This is a genomic window from Metabacillus schmidteae (assembly GCF_903166545.1).
GTDB lineage: Bacteria > Bacillota > Bacilli > Bacillales > Bacillaceae > Metabacillus > Metabacillus schmidteae.
Genome location: NZ_CAESCH010000002.1, coordinates 687,040 through 705,837 on the forward strand (window position 1 = coordinate 687,040; position 18,798 = coordinate 705,837).

The following is an 18,798-nucleotide window of genomic DNA, read 5'->3' on the forward strand; positions in this document are numbered from 1 at the left end:
GTATATCAGCGGATTTTGGGATTTATCAGCGTTTCTGGCGAAAAATAAAAAAAGTGAACCACCCTGAGGGCAGCCCACCTTTCAAAACTATTGCATTTTCTCTTTCTCATAACGGACACGTTCGTAATCATCTTTCATATCGTCATCGATATCCTCATTCATTTCACCATAACCCTCACCATTTGCATTTTCTCCTTTGTTGAGAGCACGTCCTTGTGGAGATTCAAGCATTTTGTGAATCGTATCGGTTAAGATTTCATCAATGTCACGGCTTGTAGAATCAAGTGGACTGTATGCTTGGATTTGTTGTATCATATTTGGATTATCTGACACGTACACGTGATAATAACGCGGAACAACAGATAATGCTGTCTTTTTCACTTGGTCAGCTGTGTCGTTACGATTTTTTGAGTCTGTTTCATAAGCGACTAATACCTCTTCATCTGTTACTAATGTGGCCACATCATTTACATTGGGCAACTGAACGCTCAGACTGCTAATCGTATTGGCTACTTGTTCACGGTCCATCCCGGGAGTAGGTGTGTAAGCCACATCTTGAGGAATTCCGCTTTTTTGGTGTCGAACAAAACCAAAGCTTGCACCTTTGTCATTTGCGTTTGGAGCTCCTTCTTCATTATACAAGTCAGTTCGATCACTAACATTAATGGTATTTCCATTTTCATGCATTAATGAAGTATCTTCCTCAGCACCATATTGACAGGCTGTTAATAATGATAAACCTAAAACAGTGGTTGCTAATTTAGTTTTTATCAACAGTAGCACCTCCTCGTTTTTATCGTTTCCAAAGTTAAGGGAAAATTTCATAGCAATTGATGGTTGAGATCGTTTCGATTATGATAAGAATAGAGAATATAGATGAGGTGAAAAAATGATAACCGTTCAAAATCAATTCTTCGAGTTAGTCAAAGAAGAAAAAAGTGGATTTAATGAAGAGGCATTCAAAGAGAGATATAGCGAAATTTTAAATAAATATGACTTTATTGTAGGGGACTGGGGATATAATCAACTAAGGTTAAAGGGATTTTTTGATGACCAAAACCAAAAAGCTACATACGATACAAAAATAAGTACCCTTGAGGAGTATATTTTTGAGTATTGTAATTTTGGCTGTGCTTATTTTGTACTGAAAAAAGTAAAGAAGTGATGATAAAAAACCCCTTTACTTTGAAGTATAAGGGGGTTCTTCATTTTTATTTGGATCATCATGTGTTGGGTGTGCAGGAGCATCATGTCTTTCTAAATTTTGGTGTAATGATTTGTTCTCATAATTAAATGCACTGTAATAGCGTTGGCCTTCCCTCCAAGGAGTGCTTTTGTTGCTAACAGGCTCATATTTATTTCTTGGTGCCCCGTAAGGTCCTTCCGGAAGCTGCTCAGGTGTTAAAAAATTTCTCATTGTTTCAACATTTGAGAAGTCAGTGTATGTTTCTTTTTCCTTATCAACCATTCGTAATCACCTACCCTTTTTAGGTAGTTTTTACGAGTAGGTTTTTTTCATTCATTAGACGATCTCAAATAAGAAATCACGAAGCTCCTCTGCATCTTCTTCATTTAAATTGAATGCATGCTCGATGTAACCCGGTTCTTTTAAATCATCTTCTCCAATAATGGCAAACCGGTTACTTTGTATATCTAATACAAGTTGCTTTCCGTAATAGCGATCACTTTGAATTATCGCTAAGTCAAATCGTTGGTTATCACCCATAAAACTGACGAAACGCACTCTTGTTTCAACAGTATCATCATATAGAAAAAAACGTTCAGACATTAATCTCTCTCCTTCTATTGTAAGCTAAGGCTCATATAGTAATACTGATATCATAACAAATCCTTTTGTTCCGATAAATGATAGCGGTAATAAATTTTTCTGAGAAATCAGTCGAAACATAGAAAAATATGATAAAATATGACATACGTATATGGTGAATGTTAATGTCAGAAGGGTTGAGTACATATGATGAGTGGGTTTTGTGAAAAACATATAAGTAGATTGAAAAAGTGGAGTAAACTTTTTGTTCGTCAAAATAAATTAAGATATTATCCACCGAAATTTGTACTAAGAGACCCTATTTTAGAAGGTGTCTATCAAGCAATGACACATGGTCATCAAGTAGTTGTTGTCGTGATCACCATTTCAAACCTACGTGAATTTTCCCAACAATTTGAACCAGCACAATTAAAGGATTATAAAAGAGAGTTAAGGGAAGGATTTAAAGAAGTTCTTGAGCATTCTCCATTCTCTGAGGATCTTCTTGTTGTTCATGATTATTATAGTGAAGGTCTTACCATCTTTTTTAAAATTAATGATGACAAACAAAGTGTTATACATATTGAAAAATTAATTAGAAACCTTTTGCCAAAATTAGAAAGATATATGTATATAAAATATCCATATTTTAAGCAATCTTTTGAAGTGGGATATATGTTTATTGAAAGAGCTCATTCAACTATACAAGAATCACTATATACAGCTCAACAACAAGCTGTTTCTATGGCAGAAAAACGTATACAATCCCGATATATTGAAACACTACTTGAAATGCGCGATATTATTCAAAACCGGAATATTACATTGCTTGCTCAACCTATCATTGATTTATCAACTAATCAGATTAAAGCATGGGAATTTTTAACAAGAGGTCCTAAGGAAACAACCCTTGAAAATCCATTGCAATTATTTTCCCTTGCGAGACAGTCAAATTTAATTTACGATCTAGAACTGTTAGTTCTGGAAAAGTCTTTTGATTTAATTGATACTGTTGGCTGTGTGGATGATGTGTTTCTTAATTTTACTCCAATCACACTTGGTAATAAACGATTCATTGCAGGCTTAGACAAGTTGTTAACACGTTATCCTGATGTTACTCCAAAGAAAATCATCTTTGAAGTAACAGAAAGAGATTCTATTGAGGGTTTAAACTTTTTCCATGATAATATTAAGCAATTACGAAAAAAAGGGTTTCGGATTGCTGTTGATGATACAGGTGCTGGTTATTCCAGCTTACATACAATAAGTGAGATTCTTCCGGATATTATTAAGATTGACCGCTCAGTTATTCAAGATATTGATACGAGCAGGGTGAAGGAATCTATGTTAAAAGGACTTATTTTAATAGCTCGAGAAACAGGCTCTCTTGTAGTAGCAGAAGGAATCGAAAAAAAGGAAGAAGCAGATGTTCTGAAAAGAAATCAGGTTGATTTGGCTCAAGGTTATTTCTATGCAAAGCCTGGGAGTATGGAAAAAGAACGTGTTGCTTTATTATAGGAAGGTGATATTTTGTATTTTGTTGATCGAGATCTAATAGAAGCAAAGCTAAACTTTCTGGACAAAAAGATTAAACAATTTGAACATCAAGCTTCATGGAGCAGTGAAATTGAAAAAGCAGCTTTAGAGCGAATTTGTCATATGTTTATTGAGACAATTATTGATGTTGGCAATGCCATGATCGATGGCTTTATAATGAGAGATCCGGGAAGCTATGAGGATATTATTGACATCCTGCTCGATGAAAAAGTAGTAAATGAAGAAAATTCCCAAGATTTGAAGCAGATTATTTCTCTTAGAAAAAAGCTTGTACAAGACTATATTCAGGTAGATCATCAGGATCTACTAACAACTATTTCTTCCCACAAACAAGGCTTGGTTACTTTTTCATCTGATATAAGAAATTACCTTAAAAATGAACTAGGGCCGGTTTCTGCCTTTAAACCAGTAAATAAATAATATAGAAGCATAGGGTGACTAAGTGTCATCCTCTTTCTATTGAGGAAACAGGAGGAAGGTCAATTGAAAACCTATGGAGGTTACTTAATAGATTTAGATGGTACGATGTATCGAGGTACAGAGAGAATTGAAGATGCGAGTAGGTTTGTCCGTTATTTAGCAGAAAAAAACATTCCCTATTTGTTTGTTACAAATAATTCATCACAACCACCCGAGCTTGTAGCAAAAAAGCTTAATGAATTTGATATTTTGGCGACAGAAGATCGTGTGTTTACAACTAGCCAAGCCACAGCAAACTTTATTGCTCAAAAAAAAGCAAATGCTTCTGTTTATATGATTGGAGAAGAAGGCTTAAAACAAGCTCTACAATCAAGCGGACTTCAGATTGTAGAAGAAAATCCTGACTTTGTTGTCACAGGAATAGATCGGGATATTTCCTATGAAAAGCTTGCAAAGGCATGTATAGCGGTTCGAGATGGAGCGACCTTTATCTCAACAAATGCAGATATTGCTCTTCCTACAGAAAGAGGACTTTTACCTGGAAATGGAGCGTTAACCTCAGTTGTATCGGTTTCAACCAACACAAAACCGATTTTCATTGGAAAACCTGAGAAAATCATTGTTGAACAAGCCATACAAGTTCTTGGAATTGACCCGGACCAAGTAATCATGGTTGGGGATAATTATGATACAGATATAAAGGCTGGCATGAACTGTGGATTGGATACATTGCTTGTTCATACAGGGGTGACGACAAAGGGACATTTAGAGAGATATGATCAAAAACCAACATATTCAGTTGACTCATTGACTGAATATTTACATTTACTTGATATGTAAATAAGGAAAAGCCATCTAGATTATCCTAAATGGCTTTTCTGATTTTATTCAGCATTCTTAGCTCGATGAGCAAGTCTGCTTGAAGCTGCTGCTGCAATCGCTCCGACAATATCATCTAAAAAAGTGTGGCATTTTCCTTTTGATTTATCATTTAAAGGTTGTAGAATACCGGGCTTCATCTTATCAATATATCCATAATTTGTGAAGCCGATTGATCCATATATATTAACGATCGAAAAGGCTAAAATTTCGTCTACACCGTATAAGCTTTCATCAGTTCCGATAATGGATTGTAACGGTTCCTCTAATTGGCCCTTTTCGGCTAATATGTCAAACTGTATTCCAGTAAGTATGGCGTTTTGGACTTCTCTTTTTGTAAGAACTCTGTCTACATTTTCAATGCAATCGTCCATTGATAAGTTAGGATGATACTTTTCTTGAAGAAAGTAAACAAGGTCTGCGATATCCTCTATCCTTACTCCTCGCTTGACTAACCAATCTCTAGCTGTTTTTTCCACAATATCCATTTTTTCATTACTTTTCATCATGATCACCCAATTCTTTTATTTTGCATGGTGTATTCATTCATTGTATGATGCTATGCTCGGATATATGCATGCAAACTTTTAAACAATGATCTTTTACCATTCTTAACGAAATCAAGGATTGATAATCGAATATGTTAAAAAATGATAACCTCCCCTTATCTAATAATTCTCTATAAAATTACAACTTCCCTTCTACAATTAATCATAAACTTCACTAAAAATTATTACGATAGAATAGGGAATGAGATGCTGGGGGGGAATAAGGTGAAAAAAACGATACAAGATGAATATGGTATTAAAGTAACAGAGTTTGAGAATGTTGGACGATATAATTCATTCCGTCTACATCAAACACAATTTATTATTGTACCTGTTTCACACCTTGAAGAAGAGGAATTATTTGAAATCTATCAATTAAGCCAATTCATGATTGAAAAAAGAGAACCGTATGTCGCAAGTATTGTATTAACAAAAAAAAATCATTTGTTTTTTGAAGAAAATCAAGTAAGGTATGTCATATTGAAATGCTCTGCTTATACAGAAGGCCGCTCCGCACAACAAGGAAGAGATTTGGCTCGTTTTCATGCAAAGGCAAGGGTCTATCCTTATCAAGTCACTAAAACTCAGCGTATCGGGCAGTGGAAGGTACTATGGGAGAAACGATTAGATCAATTAGAAATGTTTTGGAGAGGAAAAGTTCAGACACAACCACTTACTCAATTTGAAAAGATGTTCGTGGAATCATTTCCTTATTATCTTGGTTTAGCGGAAAATGCTATTCAGTATTTAGTAGACACAGAACTGGATGAGGAGCCGCATCCAATTGATTCAGGTACCATATGCCATCAAAGGTTCCATTCAACAACATGGAACCCAACCTTAATGATAAAATCACCAATTGATTGGGTGTTTGACCATGCTAGTCGAGATTTGGCAGAATATATGAGACATCTTTATTTTGAAAAGCAGGAACAGTTAAAGCTGGAAGGGTTCCGTTTTCTTGATGAGTATGACCGAACAACCCCTTTATCTCCCTTTTCCTGGAGATTAATTTATAGCCGGCTATTGTTTCCGATTCATTATTTTGAATGTATTGAAGAATATTATTTATCACCTGAAGATCTCAAACCTTCTTATGAAGAAAAATTAAATCAAATCCTCAGAAGTTCCGGACAGTATGAAGCTTTTTTGCGTGCTTATGCGAGCATGTTATCTATGAAGACAAAGAGAATTATGCTTCCGGATATAGAATGGCTAACAACAACCTCATAACCTGTATATAGAGAATCCAGCCGGGGGTTTTTAAGGTTGGATTCTTTTTTATCTTTTGGATGTTTTCTTAAAGATTGTGGCTTTTAATACCCCATTGAAACTTCATAGTGGAATGGAGCGGAAGGCACTCGACTCCTGTGGGAAGTGAGGAAAGGCTGAGACCCCGCAGGCAAAGCCGAGGAGGCTCAGGTTCCTCCCCGCGGAAAGCGAGTGACTGCAGCGCAATGGAACGGATTAATTTTTAAATTTATCTGAGTCAATAACAACAAAGTATCCGAAAACAGCCTATCATTTCTAGAGGCTCTTTTCTAAAAGATTGCTGTTTTAATCTTCTTCACACAAAAACCAACCACCCTTGGTACATCATACAAAGCAACAAAATTTGAAAAAAGTATAAAATCCAACTTCTAACAGCTTATGGTAAAATAGATTATAGTCTTACAATAGTAGAAGAGGTGGAAAAATGACAAGACCATACATTTACATTACAAGAAAATGCTCAGAAGAACAGTTAGCACCACTATACGAAGTTGCCGATGTTGACATGTGGCCGGAAGAGGAAACAGCTTGTCCCCGCGAGATCTTACTTGAGAAGGCTGAAAAGGCAGATGGGTTATTAACAATGCTTTCAGATTCAATTGACAGGGAATTGCTAGACAAGGCAAGCCATTTAAAAGTAATCGCAAATCTAGCTGTAGGATTCGATAATATTGATGTTCCTTATGCGAACTCAAAAGGTATTGTCGTATGTAACACGCCTGATATTTTAACTGACACAACAGCTGATTTAACGTTTGGATTATTGCTTTCAACAGCAAGACGTTTAATGGAAGCTTCTGAATATGTAAAACAAAATCAATGGAAAAGCTGGGGACCACTTTTGTTAGCAGGACATGATGTTCACCATAAAACAATAGGAATTCTCGGAATGGGTAAAATAGGACAGGCTGTTGCAAAGCGCGCTACAGGTTTTGATATGAAGGTTCTTTATCATAATCGCTCAAGAAATGAACAAGCAGAAACATCTTTAGGTGCGGTTTTTACTTCATTTGATGAAATGCTGGCTACTTCAGACTTCATAGTCTGTTTAGCTCCTTTAACAAATGAAACCAGGGAGCTATTTAATAAAGATGCTTTTAAGAAAATGAAAAAGTCAGCCATTTTTATTAACGCAGGTCGTGGTGCTGTAGTAAATGAAGAAGACTTGTATAATGCACTTGTTAATGGAGAGATAGCAGGTGCGGGACTTGACGTCTTTTTGAATGAACCGATTGGTGCTGAACATCCTCTAGTTGGATTACATAATGTTGTGGCACTCCCGCATATCGGAAGTGCAAGCTATGAAACTAGATATTCGATGATGAATCTTTGTGCAATGAATATAGCTGCAGTTTTAAATGGAAATGAACCAAAAACAAAAGTCGTGATTTAAGATAAAAAGGTAAACTTTGGTATTAATTATTTTGATGAAAACGTTTTAATTTAAAAAACTGAAAATTCACCCTTGTAAAACAGTTCTAAGCATCTTATAATGACAAGTATATTATTAGTGTCTTTTATGAGAGTACAGTTGTACTTTATAGATATACAAAAAGGAGTGGGAAGTGTGGAGGCAATTCATGTTGGGCTTTTAGGTCTTGGTACGGTTGGTAGTGGTGTTGTAAAAATTATCGAAGACCATCAGGACAAACTTATGCATCAAGTCGGCTGTCCTGTAAAAGTGAAAAAAGTTGTTGTGAAAAATGTGGAAAAAGCACGTCAAGTTCATATCGATAAGGATATCCTTTCAACAAATGTGGAAGATGTTATCCATAATCCTGATATTGATGTTGTGATTGAAGTAATGGGTGGCGTGGAAGAAACGCGTAAGCATTTAATTGAAGCGTTAAAAGCCAAAAAACATGTTGTGACAGCGAATAAAGATTTAATGGCTGTGTACGGAACAGAATTATTATCGATTGCAACAGAAAATGGCTGTGACTTATTCTATGAAGCAAGTGTTGCAGGCGGTATTCCAATTTTACGAAGTTTAGTAGATGGATTAGCATCTGATCGTATTACAAAAATGATGGGAATTGTGAACGGCACAACAAACTTCATTCTAACAAAAATGTCTAAGTTCGGAAGTGCATATGATGAAGTGCTAAAAGAAGCACAGGATTTAGGCTATGCGGAAGCAGATCCGACATCTGATGTTGAAGGCTTAGATGCAGCAAGAAAAATGGCCATCCTTGCTAGACTTGGATTCTCGATGCATGTTGATCTGGATGATGTAAATGTAAAAGGGATTTCAAGTGTAACAGATGATGATATTAGTTATAGTAAACGACTTGGCTACACAATGAAACTTATCGGTATCGCTGAGCGTGAAAATGGAAAAATCGAAGTATCTGTTGAACCGACATTATTACCTGAAACACACCCGTTAGCATCAGTAAATGATGAGTATAATGCGGTGTATGTATATGGTGAAGCTGTTGGAGAAACAATGTTCTATGGTCCTGGAGCGGGAAGCTTACCAACTGCAACAGCTGTTGTATCCGATTTAGTTGGTGTCATGAAAAATATGAGGTTAGATGTAAATGGAAGAAGTGCAGTAGCCCCTCAATTTGAAAAACAATTAAAAAGTCCAGAGCATATTTACGCTCAACACTTTTTAAGAATTAGTGCAAAAGATCAAGTTGGAGCTTTTGCAAATATTACATCGCTTTTCTCTGAAAGAGGCGTAAGTTTTGAGAAGATCCTGCAGTTGCCGATTAAAAATAGCAATCTTGCAGAAATAGTTATTGTTACACATAAAGCAGCACAAAGTGATTTTGAAGAAATTTTACAACTCCTTAATGATCTAGATGTCGTGGAAGAAGTAAAAAGTACTTATCGTGTAGAAGGGAACGGATTAGTATGATGTGGAAAGGCTTAATTCAAGAATTTGCAGAGTTTTTACCAGTTTCAGACAAAACACCTAAATTAACACTTCAAGAAGGAAATACACCACTTATCCATCTTCCTAAGCTTTCTGAAAAGCTGGGAGTAGAACTTTATGTGAAAACAGAGGGCACAAACCCTACCGGCTCATTTAAGGACCGTGGAATGGTTATGGCGGTTGCGAAAGCAAAAGAAGAAGGCAGTGATACAGTAATCTGTGCCTCTACAGGAAATACATCTGCAGCTGCGGCAGCTTATGCAGCAAGAGCAAATATGAAATGTATCGTGTTAATTCCTGACGGGAAAATTGCCTTCGGTAAATTAGCTCAAGCAGTTATGTATGGAGCAGAAATTTACGCAATCCAAGGAAACTTCGACCATGCTTTAACAATGGTTCGGAATATTAGCAAGAAGTTACCAATTACATTAGTTAACTCTGTTAATCCATATCGTATTGAAGGTCAAAAAACAGCAGCATTTGAAGTATGTGAGCAACTAGGAAGTGCTCCGGATTATTTAGCTATTCCTGTAGGTAATGCAGGGAATATTACAGCCTATTGGAAAGGCTTCAAGGAATATAATGAGAAAAAACAAACAGGCTTACCGAAAATTCACGGTTTCCAGGCAGAAGGCGCAGCAGCGATTGTTCGTGGAGAACCGATTGAGAATCCTGAAACAGTAGCCACTGCGATTCGTATCGGAAACCCTGCAAGCTGGGAAACTGCAGTAAAAGCGAAGGAAGAATCCAATGGCCGAATTGATTCTGTAACAGATGAGGAAATTCTTGAAGCATACCAACTGATTGCCCGTGAAGAAGGTGTATTTGCTGAGCCTGGTTCATGTGCTTCAATCGCAGGTCTTATTAAACACCGCAAATTAGGTCTTATTGCAGAAGGCAGCAAGGTTGTAGCTGTATTAACTGGAAATGGATTAAAAGATCCTAACACAGCAATTGATGTTTCTGAAATTAAGCCAATCGTCCTTCCGAATGACGAAGAAGCATTCTTACAGCACCTAAGTGGAGTGCCGGTACAATGATTGAAGGGGACATGTTGAGAATTATCGTTCCCGGCAGTACAGCTAACTTAGGCCCAGGCTTTGATTCCATTGGTCTAGCTCTTGGAAAGTATTTAACACTTGAGGTGAAAAAAGCAGAGAAATTGGTTTTTTTACCAATGACAGAGCATGTAAAGGATCTTCCAACTAATGAAGACAACTTAATCGCAAAAGTTGCTATTGAGGTTGCAAAGAAATACAACGAGACCCTTCCTGCTTGTGAAGTTAAAGTGTGGAGTGACATTCCAATGGCAAGGGGGATTGGAAGCAGTGCTGCAGCTATTATTGCAGGGATTGAGCTTGCTAATCAGCTTTGTCAGCTGCAAATGAGTGATGAAGACAAACTTCGTATTGCAAGTCTTGAAGAGGGACATCCTGACAATGTTGGAGCGTCGCTATACGGAGGCTTGGTTATCGGTTTACATCAAGCTGAAAAAACAGACTTAGTTTGTGTAAAGGATATTGATGTAGATGCGGTAGTTGTCGTTCCGAAATATGAGGTCTTCACAAGTGACGCAAGAAATGTATTGCCTCAAGAACTATCTTTTAAAAATGCTGTGGAAGCAAGTGCGATTAGCAACATGCTAGTAGCGGGCATTCTTACAAATAACTGGAAGCTTGTCGGAGAGATGATGAGTAAGGATCTATTCCACCAACCATATCGTGGCAAGCTAATTCCGGAAATCCAAGCTGTTCAAGAAAAGATACAACATTTAGGTGCCTATGGTTCAGCGTTAAGCGGTGCAGGTCCAACTGTCATTTGTTTCACAGCAAAAGGAAAAGGAGATGCCCTTGCTGAAACACTTGCAGGAGATTTTGTTAATTGTAATGTCGAGCGTTTGGACATAGACGTTGTTGGTTGTCGAGTTGAGCAGGTGCAGGAGATAAAGAGTTAATATCATTAATTAGAGTTTATTAGGCATGATTCACATCAGTGACATGCCTTTTTTGTTTCAAAAGATATAGTGTATGTCCAAAATTAATGAGTCATTAGAAGATGAGGGACAAAACTAAGTAAAGTGGGAAGGGAAAAGTCCTTCATAAGAAGGATGAAAGACAAAACTGAGTAAGATAGAAGAGGAAAAGTCCTTCATAAGGGAGATGAAAGACAAAACTAAGTAAGTAAGAAGAGGGAAAGTTCTTCATACAGAGGATGAAGAACAAAGCTATGTAAGATAGAAGAGGAAGAGTCCTTCGTAAGGAGGATGAAGAACAAAACTGTGTAAGAAAGTAGAGGGAAAGTCCTTCATACAGAAGATGAAGGACAAAACCTAGTAAGAAAGAAGAGGAAAAGTCCTCATACAAAAATATATCTAACTAAGCAAGTTACTACCGCATAAAACTGCCTCAAAATAATAAAAAACTCGATACACCGCAATGGCATATCGAGCTTTTAAATTAAAATACTTGTTCTACTTCTACAACTCCTGGTACTTCTTCTAATAAAGCACGTTCTATACCAGCTTTTAATGTGATTGTTGAGCTTGGGCAGCTTCCACAAGCACCTAAAAGGCGAAGTTTTACAATACCATCTTCTACATCCACTAGTTCACAATCTCCTCCATCACGAAGTAAGAATGGACGTAATTTATCGAGTACTTCTTGAACCTGTTCAAACATTGCAGTTTCAGTTGTCATTAATATCGACTCCTTTCCTTATTCCATATTATATTTGAAATGGCGTGAAAAATCTAATCGTATGATTCAATTTTTAAAATGCAATTGAGTCCATTTTATCATATTATCTTTGTAAACGTAAGAGGGAAGCACCTGTTTACATTAGTAAGTATACCCAGATGATGAAGATGGAAAGATGATGAGAAATAACATACAATAGAGAAAAAAGACCGGTGGTGTCATAATGAAAAAAGTTGAAATTAGTGTGTACGGTGCACAGGTACTTTGTCCAAGCTGTGTAAATTTGCCCTCAGCAAAGGAAACATATGAATGGCTGGATGCAGCACTGAAACGAAAATTTATAGATCAGCCGTTTTATATTACTTATATTGATATAGAAGAACCTCAAGTTGATGAAGAAAAGCAGGAGTTTGTGCAAAAGATTTTAGATGATGAATATTTTTATCCGCTTGTTGTCATTGAGGGAAAGGTTGTTGGTGAAGGAAGCCCACGGTTGAAGGCTATTTTTGAAGAAATGGAAAGGTACGGGTATGTTAGCCAGGGATAATAAAGAAAAAACACACTCGAGCGAGTGTGTTTTTTAAAGGTAAGAAAGTATAAGAGTTTATAATTAGTTTCAGTGTCTAGCTCCAGCGCCTAGCCCCTCGAGGTCATAAGCCAATTTGGAATTGAAGGCCAAGAACGCCTTCTATTCCAAATCGTCTTATTTGCCCTAGGCTGATCAAGGCGCTTGCGCTTATCTTCTTATCCGTTATGATACTTGTACATCCATAGAACACCGGATTTTAGTATTCTAGGAACTCGACCCATCAGTGGTCTGTCATTAACAAGTCCAAAGCCTTGTTTCTTCCCTAATGATCCTAATACACCCTTTAATTTGAATGGTGGGAAGGATTCCGGAAGTGGCTCGTTATTCCATTTTTTTAGTAACACTTGAACAATTTGTTCCGCTTGTGCTTCAGCTAATTGAGCACTTGGGGCATGTGGTAGACTTGCACAGTCACCTACAACAAATATATCCTCATATTGAGGGATGAAATGCTGTGTCGTTAACTTTACTCTACCTTGATTATCTTTCTCAACATCAAGATCTCTAACAACTTTATTTGGCTGAATACCTGCTGTCCACACTATAGCATCACATTCAAATGGTAGATCATGATTATAAACGATATTTGGTTCAACTTTTGTAATATTGGCCTCACTAATAATTTCAACACCATGTTCAATGAACCAATTTGCAACATAGTTGCTTAATCTCTCTGGAAAGCTGGAAAGAATATTTTTGCTTCGATCAAATAGCTTTATTTTTAAATCTTTTCGACTTTCTCTAAGTTCACTAGCAAGCTCAACACCACTTAATCCAGCCCCGACAATAGCAACTGTAGCATCTGCTTGCAAATTATTTAATTTTTGGTAGGTTTCACGTGATTGGTCAATTGATTGGATGCTATATGTAAATTGGTCAGCACCCGGAACATTATGATATTTATCCTCACAGCCTAAACCGATTATAAGATCATCGTATGAAATAGCACGATCTTCGTCTAGGATGACTTCCTTTTGGATAGGATCAACGTTTGTAATTGTGCCAAAAACAGTATGAAGTCTAGGATGCTCTGGAAATGATACACGAATATGATGATCGGAAATAGTCCCTGCTGCAAGAGCATAATATTCTGTTTTAAGACAGTGATAAGGGTTTTTATCAATAAGAGTAATTTGCACATCGTCAGGTAACTGATTCGGAAGCAGGCGAAGTAAGACTCGCATTCCACCGTACCCACCACCAAGGATAACTAGGTTCTTCATTTTTAATACTCCTTTTTCCCCACTTTTTTAAAAACTCTTTAAAAATAATAATGTTGTATTAAATCTCACATGATAACTAAATAAATAAGAATGAGATAGCCTATATCTTAAATTAAATAGTTTATTTTTACATATGTTTAAAAAAATCCATAAAAAGTATAACGAAATTCGCATTTTATCACAATAAAAATACTGGAAAAACGTTTTCTTTTTTGTTGGAATGAACTATTCTAAGATACAGTACAACACAATTATGAATTATTTAGATAGTGTTTACAATCCTATTTTCTAAAAAAGTTTTAAATTTAAAATGGTTTAATTATGAAATTTGTTATTTTTGATAGGAAGCATAGAGTATAATAAAATTTGACGTATTAGTGGTTATCCTATTAGGATTAATCAATGGAGAGGTGGTATAAATGAAGCCGATTATTGAGTTTTGTATTAGTAATTTAGCTAATGGGGCACAAGCAGCATTAGAGCAGCTGGAAAAGGACCCGAATTTAGATATTATAGAATATGGTTGCTTAAGTTATTGCGGCAAATGTGGTCATTCTTTATATGCGTTAGTAAACGGAGAAATGGTCATAGGGGATACACCAAATGAGTTAGTTGAAAATGTATATACATTTCTTGAGGAAAACCCGATGTTTTAAACAAAAAGCCACAGTTGTGGCTTTTTAACTTGATCTTTTTTCTTCGCGCATTTCACTCCAACGATCCTTCGCCATTTGAACAATTCCTTTTTCAATCGTTTCCTTTTGCTTTTCAATGACTCTTGAAAAATAACGTATTGCTTGTCCTTCTAACCCAACTCGTTTGCTTAAATCACCGATTAAATAAAGAAGCCTGGTCTCTGAAAAAGAAGTATCTGAAAAATCACCAACAGAATAGGATTGAATATATTCATCAAGAGCAAGCCTTAAAAATCGTTGTTCTTCTTGAGGGTTAACTCTTTCGGTTCTATATAACCAAGCAAGACGTAAATAAAGGCCGCCAAGTGCAATATGTTTCTCTTTTTTTATCGTTGCACAGTAGATTGCTAATTTATAAGAGCTAATCGCCATATCTAAAGTTCGTTCTTGTCCATAATCTTTACTATTCCAATTATCACAGATTTTTTGCTGAATGAGGTCCTTTGACATTGGAGGAAAATAATCTGAACATTCTTCTGAAGTTGAAAAGCCACATGTTGGGCAAACCGAAACGTAATAAAGCAAAGGATTTATATTCGTAGAAGTATAGAATGAACAAAAATCAGTATCATGTTGATGTGCGCGTATAAAACGGGACCGCACTTTTTTAGTCAAAAACGTGCTCTCACATATTTTACACTCAACTTCTCGATCGTATAGGTATTCTAGTTCTTTATTCATAGGAATCACTCCTAATAGATTAGTGAACAATTATTTATTATCTGATTATACCAGAATTATGAGAATAATGAACTAGTTATTTGGGTTATATAGGTAAAAAGTCATTTTTGAGTAAAAGCTTCCTATAAAGGAAGCTTTTACCTATCAAACGGGGGATATTTTTATTGTTTTCATTTTTCTAACAAATTATACTAATGTAAATATAGATTTCTGGAGGCGCATGATGAGTTCTTTTCAATTTACAAAAATGCACGGTTTAGGTAATAGCTATATATATGTGAATCTTTTTGAAGAACAGCTTGAGGAAGAGTTATTGCCGGAGATTGCAAGACAAGTATCAAGTGTTTATACAGGTATTGGGTCTGACGGGTTAATTCTCATTTGTCCTTCTGATCAAGCTGAAGTGAAAATGCGTATTTTTAATAATGATGGATCTGAAGGGAAAAATTGTGGTAATGGCTTAAGATGTGTTGCCAAATATGCATTTGAACATAAATTAGTAACGAATGAAACATTCAAAATTGAAACATTATCAGGACTAGTTGAAGCAAAAGTTCATGTTAACAATCGTAATGTTGAATTAGTGACAGTAGATATGGGAGAACCAAGATTATCTAAGGCAGAGCTACCAATGGCAGGTGAGAACCAAGAAAAAACCATTAATGAAAAAATGGAATTCTCAGGTCAGGAATATCATGTAACAGCTGTTTCAATGGGGAATCCACATCTTATTTTTTATGTAGATGATATAGATCAAGCTCCTGTTACGACATTAGGTCCTATTGTTGAAAAAGATGAACGCTTTCCTGAGGGAGTAAATGTGGAATTTGTTGAAGTTGTTTCAAAAAACGAGCTGCACTTTAGAGTATGGGAAAGAGGTTCAGGTGTTACACAAGCTTGTGGTACAGGAGCTTGTGCTGCAGTAGTTTCATCTGTACTTAATGGCCATACAACACACGGAGAAGAAACGACTGTACACCTTGCGGGTGGAGATCTGTTAATCAATTGGACAAAAACGGGCACTGTCTTAATGACCGGTCCGGCAGAGGTTGTATGTAAAGGAACATTTTTTGTACGTTAAGAAAATATAATACCGCATGAGTGAATTATTTGAGTGATGAGAGTTATTAGTTGTATACTATAGATAGATCGTTTCATTAACGAGCAAGGAGGTATAATTTTATGAGCGATATTGTCAAAATTACAGAAGCAGCTGCTTATCAGATAAAAGATATGATGAAAGAGCATGAAGAGGAAAATGCCTATCTTCGTGTAGGAGTTAAAGGAGGTGGCTGTAGCGGCCTCTCTTATGGCATGGGCTTTGAACATGAGATAAGTGATGAAGATCAAGTTCTGGAACAGCATGGGATGACAGTGCTTATCAAAAAAGAAGATGCCCCGATTTTAAACGGTACGATCATTGATTTTAAACAATCTATGATGGGCGGCGGCTTCACCATTGATAATCCAAACGCCATCGCCAGCTGCGGATGTGGTTCATCTTTTAGAACAGCAACAAATACTGGTACACCTGAAGAGTGTTAATAAAGAGAAACGACTACATGATTAAATTCAGTAGTCGTTTTTTTCTTAATTAAAAAGGCTGGTATTGTGTAGAGGTAAAGCTGTAAATTTCCGACAGGACTTCCACGGATTATTGTTATATCATAAACTTTCGCACTTCTTTCACATAACATATCCTTTTTGCAAGTTTAGTTCAAATCTTATCATACTTAAACCGATAATTATTATAAGAATACTCTTGTATTATTATTTTGATAATTGGCGAAATATTATAAATTATAATGTATTTCTAGAAGAAAATACACTACCTTGTTAGAAAAAACTACTTGAAAAAATCTGAGAGTATAGATATTATGGAATATAGGCGTATTTATATATTTATATGTATATCAAAAAGAAGTAAGGCAAAGTATGTTTTGGTAAGTGAATTATTTCACAAAGTTTTATCTCTTAAACAAAATAAAATGTTGTGATTCGGTGGATTATAGTAATAAACAACATTAGGATTTTGACAACAATATTATTGAAAAGGTGGAATATCGGGTGAGAAAGCCAAGAGTCGTTATTTTAGGTGCAGGTTATGGTGGGTTAATTACAATTACACGTTTACAAAAACAAATTAGTGTTGATGAAGCTGAAATTACATTAATTAATAAAAATGATTATCACTATGAAACAACATGGTTACATGAAGCTTCAGCAGGCACGCTTCACCACGACCGCGCACGCTATCAAATTAAAGACATCATTGATAATAACCGTGTAAACTTTGTGAAAGACACAGTTGTTTCCATTGATAAAGAAGCAAAAAAAGTTGTACTGGAAAATGGTGAAGTTGAGTACGATTACTTAGTGATTTCATTAGGTGCACATCCTGAAACTTTTGGTATCCAAGGGTTAAAAGAATATGCATTTGGAATTACAAGCATCGATTCAGCAAGACAATTACGTGAGCATATTGAATTACAATTCGCAACGTACAATATGGAAGCTGAGAAGAAGGATGAGCGTTTAACAATTGTTGTAGGTGGGGCAGGGTTCACGGGAATTGAATTCTTAGGAGAACTTGGAAACAGAATCCCTGAACTATGCAAAGAATATGATATTGACTTCAACAAAGTTCGTATCATCTGTGTAGAAGCAGCTCCAACAGCACTTCCTGGATTTGATCCTGAGCTAGTTGAGTATGCAACAAATCACCTTCAAAAGAAAGGTGTAGAGTTCATGATCGGGACAGCAATTAAAGAATGTATCCCAGAAGGAATCATTGTTGCAAAAGGTGAAGAACTTGAAACAATTAAAGCTGGTACAGTTGTATGGGCTGCAGGTGTACGTGGTAACAGTGTTGTGGAAGAAGCTGGCTTTGAAAACATGCGTGGCCGTGTAAAAGTTGATGGTTTCTTACGTGCTCCAGGACATGATGAAGTATTCATCATTGGTGACTGTTCATTAATTATCAACGAAGAAATTAATCGTCCATATCCACCAACAGCTCAAATTGCGATGCAACAAGGTGAAACATGCGCGAAAAACTTGGCAGTAGCAATTCGTGGTCGTGGAGAAATGGGTACATTCACACCGGATATCAAAGGTTCAGTTGCTTCACTTGGTGAGAATGATGCAGTTGGTGTTGTATTTGGCAAAAAACTTGTTGGAACAAAGGCATCATTTATGAAGAAAATGATCGATAACCGTGCATTATACATGGTTGGTGGACCTTCATTAGTACTTAAAAAAGGAAAATTTAACATCCTTTAATCCTTATAAGGACAAGAGCTGCTGCTCTTGTCTTTTTTTATAAATGAAATTTTTCACACCACATTCATCTATTTATAGTTTAGTAAAGGTGTTACTTCTTTTGGTACCGATTTTAAATCGAAATGGAACTAACTGATTTTCACCTTTAACTATATTAAAAATAACAAAGTTGTGTGGAAAAGATGAAAGTATGAACTTTTATTTATAGAACAGAAAATTCATTTTTATAATATTCTAAAAAATAGGATATTCAAAGCATTTGAAAGGAAACAACTGTTGTATTCGCTTACATAAACTATTTTGT

At 36.1% G+C, this 18,798-nt stretch carries 21 protein-coding genes; 14 read left to right on the forward strand and 7 right to left on the reverse strand.

The window, feature by feature from the left end; genetic code table 11:
- Positions 1-87: 87 nt before the first annotated feature.
- Positions 88-783 (reverse strand): YhcN/YlaJ family sporulation lipoprotein, encoded by a 696-nt coding sequence (locus HWV59_RS24115; protein WP_407941656.1) that lies wholly within the window; start codon positions 781-783, stop codon positions 88-90.
- Between the two features lie 106 nt (positions 784-889).
- Between HWV59_RS24115 and HWV59_RS24120 the strand changes: the two genes are divergently transcribed.
- Positions 890-1,165 (forward strand): YutD family protein, encoded by a 276-nt coding sequence (locus tag HWV59_RS24120; RefSeq protein WP_175640567.1) that lies wholly within the window; start codon positions 890-892, stop codon positions 1,163-1,165.
- 15 nt (positions 1,166-1,180) lie between these two features.
- Here HWV59_RS24120 and HWV59_RS24125 read toward each other — a convergent pair whose 3' ends face one another.
- Both HWV59_RS24125 and HWV59_RS24130 read right to left on the reverse strand, forming a co-directional pair.
- A complete protein-coding gene (locus tag HWV59_RS24125) occupies positions 1,181-1,468 on the reverse strand; it encodes a cytosolic protein (RefSeq protein ID WP_175640568.1) in 288 nt (95 codons plus the stop codon).
- A 54-nt stretch (positions 1,469-1,522) separates the two neighbouring features.
- On the reverse strand, positions 1,523-1,789 hold the full coding sequence (locus HWV59_RS24130; RefSeq protein ID WP_102228610.1) for a DUF3055 domain-containing protein: 267 nt from the start codon (positions 1,787-1,789) through the stop codon (positions 1,523-1,525).
- A gap of 189 nt (positions 1,790-1,978) precedes the next feature.
- On the opposite strand from HWV59_RS24130, the gene HWV59_RS24135 reads away from it, so the two are divergent.
- The 3 genes from HWV59_RS24135 (at position 1,979) to HWV59_RS24145 (ending at position 4,585) form a co-directional block, all read left to right on the forward strand.
- The gene (locus tag HWV59_RS24135; RefSeq protein ID WP_175640569.1) at positions 1,979-3,286 is read left to right on the forward strand and encodes an EAL domain-containing protein; all 1,308 of its coding nucleotides are present in this window, start codon (positions 1,979-1,981) and stop codon (positions 3,284-3,286) included.
- A gap of 12 nt (positions 3,287-3,298) precedes the next feature.
- Entirely contained in the window at positions 3,299-3,745 is a 447-nt protein-coding gene (locus tag HWV59_RS24140) for a DUF86 domain-containing protein (RefSeq protein ID WP_175640570.1), read from the forward strand.
- A 63-nt stretch (positions 3,746-3,808) separates the two neighbouring features.
- On the forward strand, positions 3,809-4,585 hold the full coding sequence (locus HWV59_RS24145) for a TIGR01457 family HAD-type hydrolase (RefSeq protein ID WP_175640571.1): 777 nt from the start codon (positions 3,809-3,811) through the stop codon (positions 4,583-4,585).
- A 44-nt stretch (positions 4,586-4,629) separates the two neighbouring features.
- On the opposite strand, the gene HWV59_RS24150 is transcribed toward HWV59_RS24145, so the two are convergent.
- Positions 4,630-5,130 (reverse strand): phosphatidylglycerophosphatase A family protein, encoded by a 501-nt coding sequence (locus HWV59_RS24150; RefSeq protein WP_175640572.1) that lies wholly within the window; start codon positions 5,128-5,130, stop codon positions 4,630-4,632.
- 267 nt (positions 5,131-5,397) lie between these two features.
- Here HWV59_RS24150 and yutH point away from each other — a divergent pair, with 267 nt between their 5' ends.
- The 5 genes from yutH to thrB all read left to right on the forward strand — a co-directional run bounded on the left by yutH (position 5,398) and on the right by thrB (position 11,282).
- Complete coding sequence (gene yutH, locus HWV59_RS24155) at positions 5,398-6,405, forward strand: spore coat putative kinase YutH (protein WP_235991889.1); 1,008 nt, start codon at positions 5,398-5,400, stop codon at positions 6,403-6,405.
- Positions 6,406-6,868: 463 nt separating this feature from the next.
- A complete protein-coding gene (locus tag HWV59_RS24160) occupies positions 6,869-7,837 on the forward strand; it encodes a 2-hydroxyacid dehydrogenase (RefSeq protein ID WP_175640574.1) in 969 nt (322 codons plus the stop codon).
- A gap of 174 nt (positions 7,838-8,011) precedes the next feature.
- The gene (locus HWV59_RS24165) at positions 8,012-9,310 is read left to right on the forward strand and encodes a homoserine dehydrogenase (RefSeq protein WP_102228616.1); all 1,299 of its coding nucleotides are present in this window, start codon (positions 8,012-8,014) and stop codon (positions 9,308-9,310) included.
- The gene (thrC, locus tag HWV59_RS24170; protein ID WP_102228832.1) at positions 9,310-10,368 is read left to right on the forward strand and encodes a threonine synthase; all 1,059 of its coding nucleotides are present in this window, start codon (positions 9,310-9,312) and stop codon (positions 10,366-10,368) included. Before HWV59_RS24165 ends, thrC begins: the two co-directional genes overlap by 1 nt.
- Positions 10,365-11,282 carry a homoserine kinase gene (gene thrB / locus HWV59_RS24175; RefSeq protein ID WP_102228617.1) on the forward strand — a complete coding sequence of 306 codons (918 nt, stop codon included), beginning with the start codon at positions 10,365-10,367 and terminating at the stop codon, positions 11,280-11,282. The genes thrC and thrB overlap by 4 nt, the downstream gene beginning before the upstream one ends.
- Before the next feature lie 502 nt (positions 11,283-11,784).
- Here the strand turns inward: thrB and HWV59_RS24180 are convergent.
- Entirely contained in the window at positions 11,785-12,024 is a 240-nt protein-coding gene (locus HWV59_RS24180; protein ID WP_026559029.1) for a NifU family protein, read from the reverse strand.
- 223 nt (positions 12,025-12,247) lie between these two features.
- Between HWV59_RS24180 and HWV59_RS24185 the strand changes: the two genes are divergently transcribed.
- Entirely contained in the window at positions 12,248-12,571 is a 324-nt protein-coding gene (locus HWV59_RS24185; RefSeq protein ID WP_407941657.1) for a YuzD family protein, read from the forward strand.
- A gap of 197 nt (positions 12,572-12,768) precedes the next feature.
- Here the strand turns inward: HWV59_RS24185 and HWV59_RS24190 are convergent, their stop codons facing one another.
- Entirely contained in the window at positions 12,769-13,836 is a 1,068-nt protein-coding gene (locus HWV59_RS24190) for an NAD(P)/FAD-dependent oxidoreductase (protein ID WP_175640575.1), read from the reverse strand.
- 419 nt (positions 13,837-14,255) lie between these two features.
- On the opposite strand from HWV59_RS24190, the gene HWV59_RS24195 reads away from it, so the two are divergent.
- Complete coding sequence (locus tag HWV59_RS24195; RefSeq protein WP_175640576.1) at positions 14,256-14,492, forward strand: YuzB family protein; 237 nt, start codon at positions 14,256-14,258, stop codon at positions 14,490-14,492.
- Between the two features lie 24 nt (positions 14,493-14,516).
- Here HWV59_RS24195 and HWV59_RS24200 read toward each other — a convergent pair whose 3' ends face one another.
- Positions 14,517-15,212, reverse strand: a complete 696-nt coding sequence (locus HWV59_RS24200) for a DUF2225 domain-containing protein (RefSeq protein ID WP_175640577.1) — start codon at positions 15,210-15,212, stop codon at positions 14,517-14,519.
- 223 nt (positions 15,213-15,435) lie between these two features.
- On the opposite strand from HWV59_RS24200, the gene dapF reads away from it, so the two are divergent.
- From dapF to HWV59_RS24215, 3 genes are all read left to right on the forward strand, one after another.
- Positions 15,436-16,293 (forward strand): diaminopimelate epimerase, encoded by an 858-nt coding sequence (gene dapF / locus HWV59_RS24205; RefSeq protein ID WP_175640578.1) that lies wholly within the window; start codon positions 15,436-15,438, stop codon positions 16,291-16,293.
- Between the two features lie 101 nt (positions 16,294-16,394).
- A complete protein-coding gene (locus HWV59_RS24210) occupies positions 16,395-16,757 on the forward strand; it encodes a HesB/IscA family protein (protein ID WP_175640579.1) in 363 nt (120 codons plus the stop codon).
- 522 nt (positions 16,758-17,279) lie between these two features.
- Positions 17,280-18,494 carry an NAD(P)/FAD-dependent oxidoreductase gene (locus HWV59_RS24215; RefSeq protein WP_102228624.1) on the forward strand — a complete coding sequence of 405 codons (1,215 nt, stop codon included), beginning with the start codon at positions 17,280-17,282 and terminating at the stop codon, positions 18,492-18,494.
- Positions 18,495-18,798: the final 304 nt, after the last annotated feature.

Excerpts from the sequence above, each read along its gene's own strand:
- HWV59_RS24120 (WP_175640567.1), top strand. The coding sequence starts at position 890 with ATGATAACCGTTCAAAATCAATTCTTCGAGTTAGTCAAAGAAGAAAAA.
- HWV59_RS24125 (WP_175640568.1), bottom strand. The coding sequence starts at position 1,468 with ATGGTTGATAAGGAAAAAGAAACATACACTGACTTCTCAAATGTTGAA.
- HWV59_RS24130 (WP_102228610.1), bottom strand. The coding sequence starts at position 1,789 with ATGTCTGAACGTTTTTTTCTATATGATGATACTGTTGAAACAAGAGTG.
- HWV59_RS24135 (WP_175640569.1), top strand. The coding sequence starts at position 1,979 with ATGAGTGGGTTTTGTGAAAAACATATAAGTAGATTGAAAAAGTGGAGT.
- HWV59_RS24150 (WP_175640572.1), bottom strand. The coding sequence starts at position 5,130 with ATGAAAAGTAATGAAAAAATGGATATTGTGGAAAAAACAGCTAGAGAT.
- HWV59_RS24160 (WP_175640574.1), top strand. The coding sequence starts at position 6,869 with ATGACAAGACCATACATTTACATTACAAGAAAATGCTCAGAAGAACAG.
- thrC (WP_102228832.1), top strand. The coding sequence starts at position 9,310 with ATGTGGAAAGGCTTAATTCAAGAATTTGCAGAGTTTTTACCAGTTTCA.
- thrB (WP_102228617.1), top strand. The coding sequence starts at position 10,365 with ATGATTGAAGGGGACATGTTGAGAATTATCGTTCCCGGCAGTACAGCT.
- HWV59_RS24180 (WP_026559029.1), bottom strand. The coding sequence starts at position 12,024 with ATGACAACTGAAACTGCAATGTTTGAACAGGTTCAAGAAGTACTCGAT.
- HWV59_RS24185 (WP_407941657.1), top strand. The coding sequence starts at position 12,248 with ATGAAAAAAGTTGAAATTAGTGTGTACGGTGCACAGGTACTTTGTCCA.
- HWV59_RS24190 (WP_175640575.1), bottom strand. The coding sequence starts at position 13,836 with ATGAAGAACCTAGTTATCCTTGGTGGTGGGTACGGTGGAATGCGAGTC.
- HWV59_RS24195 (WP_175640576.1), top strand. The coding sequence starts at position 14,256 with ATGAAGCCGATTATTGAGTTTTGTATTAGTAATTTAGCTAATGGGGCA.
- HWV59_RS24200 (WP_175640577.1), bottom strand. The coding sequence starts at position 15,212 with ATGAATAAAGAACTAGAATACCTATACGATCGAGAAGTTGAGTGTAAA.
- dapF (WP_175640578.1), top strand. The coding sequence starts at position 15,436 with ATGAGTTCTTTTCAATTTACAAAAATGCACGGTTTAGGTAATAGCTAT.
- HWV59_RS24210 (WP_175640579.1), top strand. The coding sequence starts at position 16,395 with ATGAGCGATATTGTCAAAATTACAGAAGCAGCTGCTTATCAGATAAAA.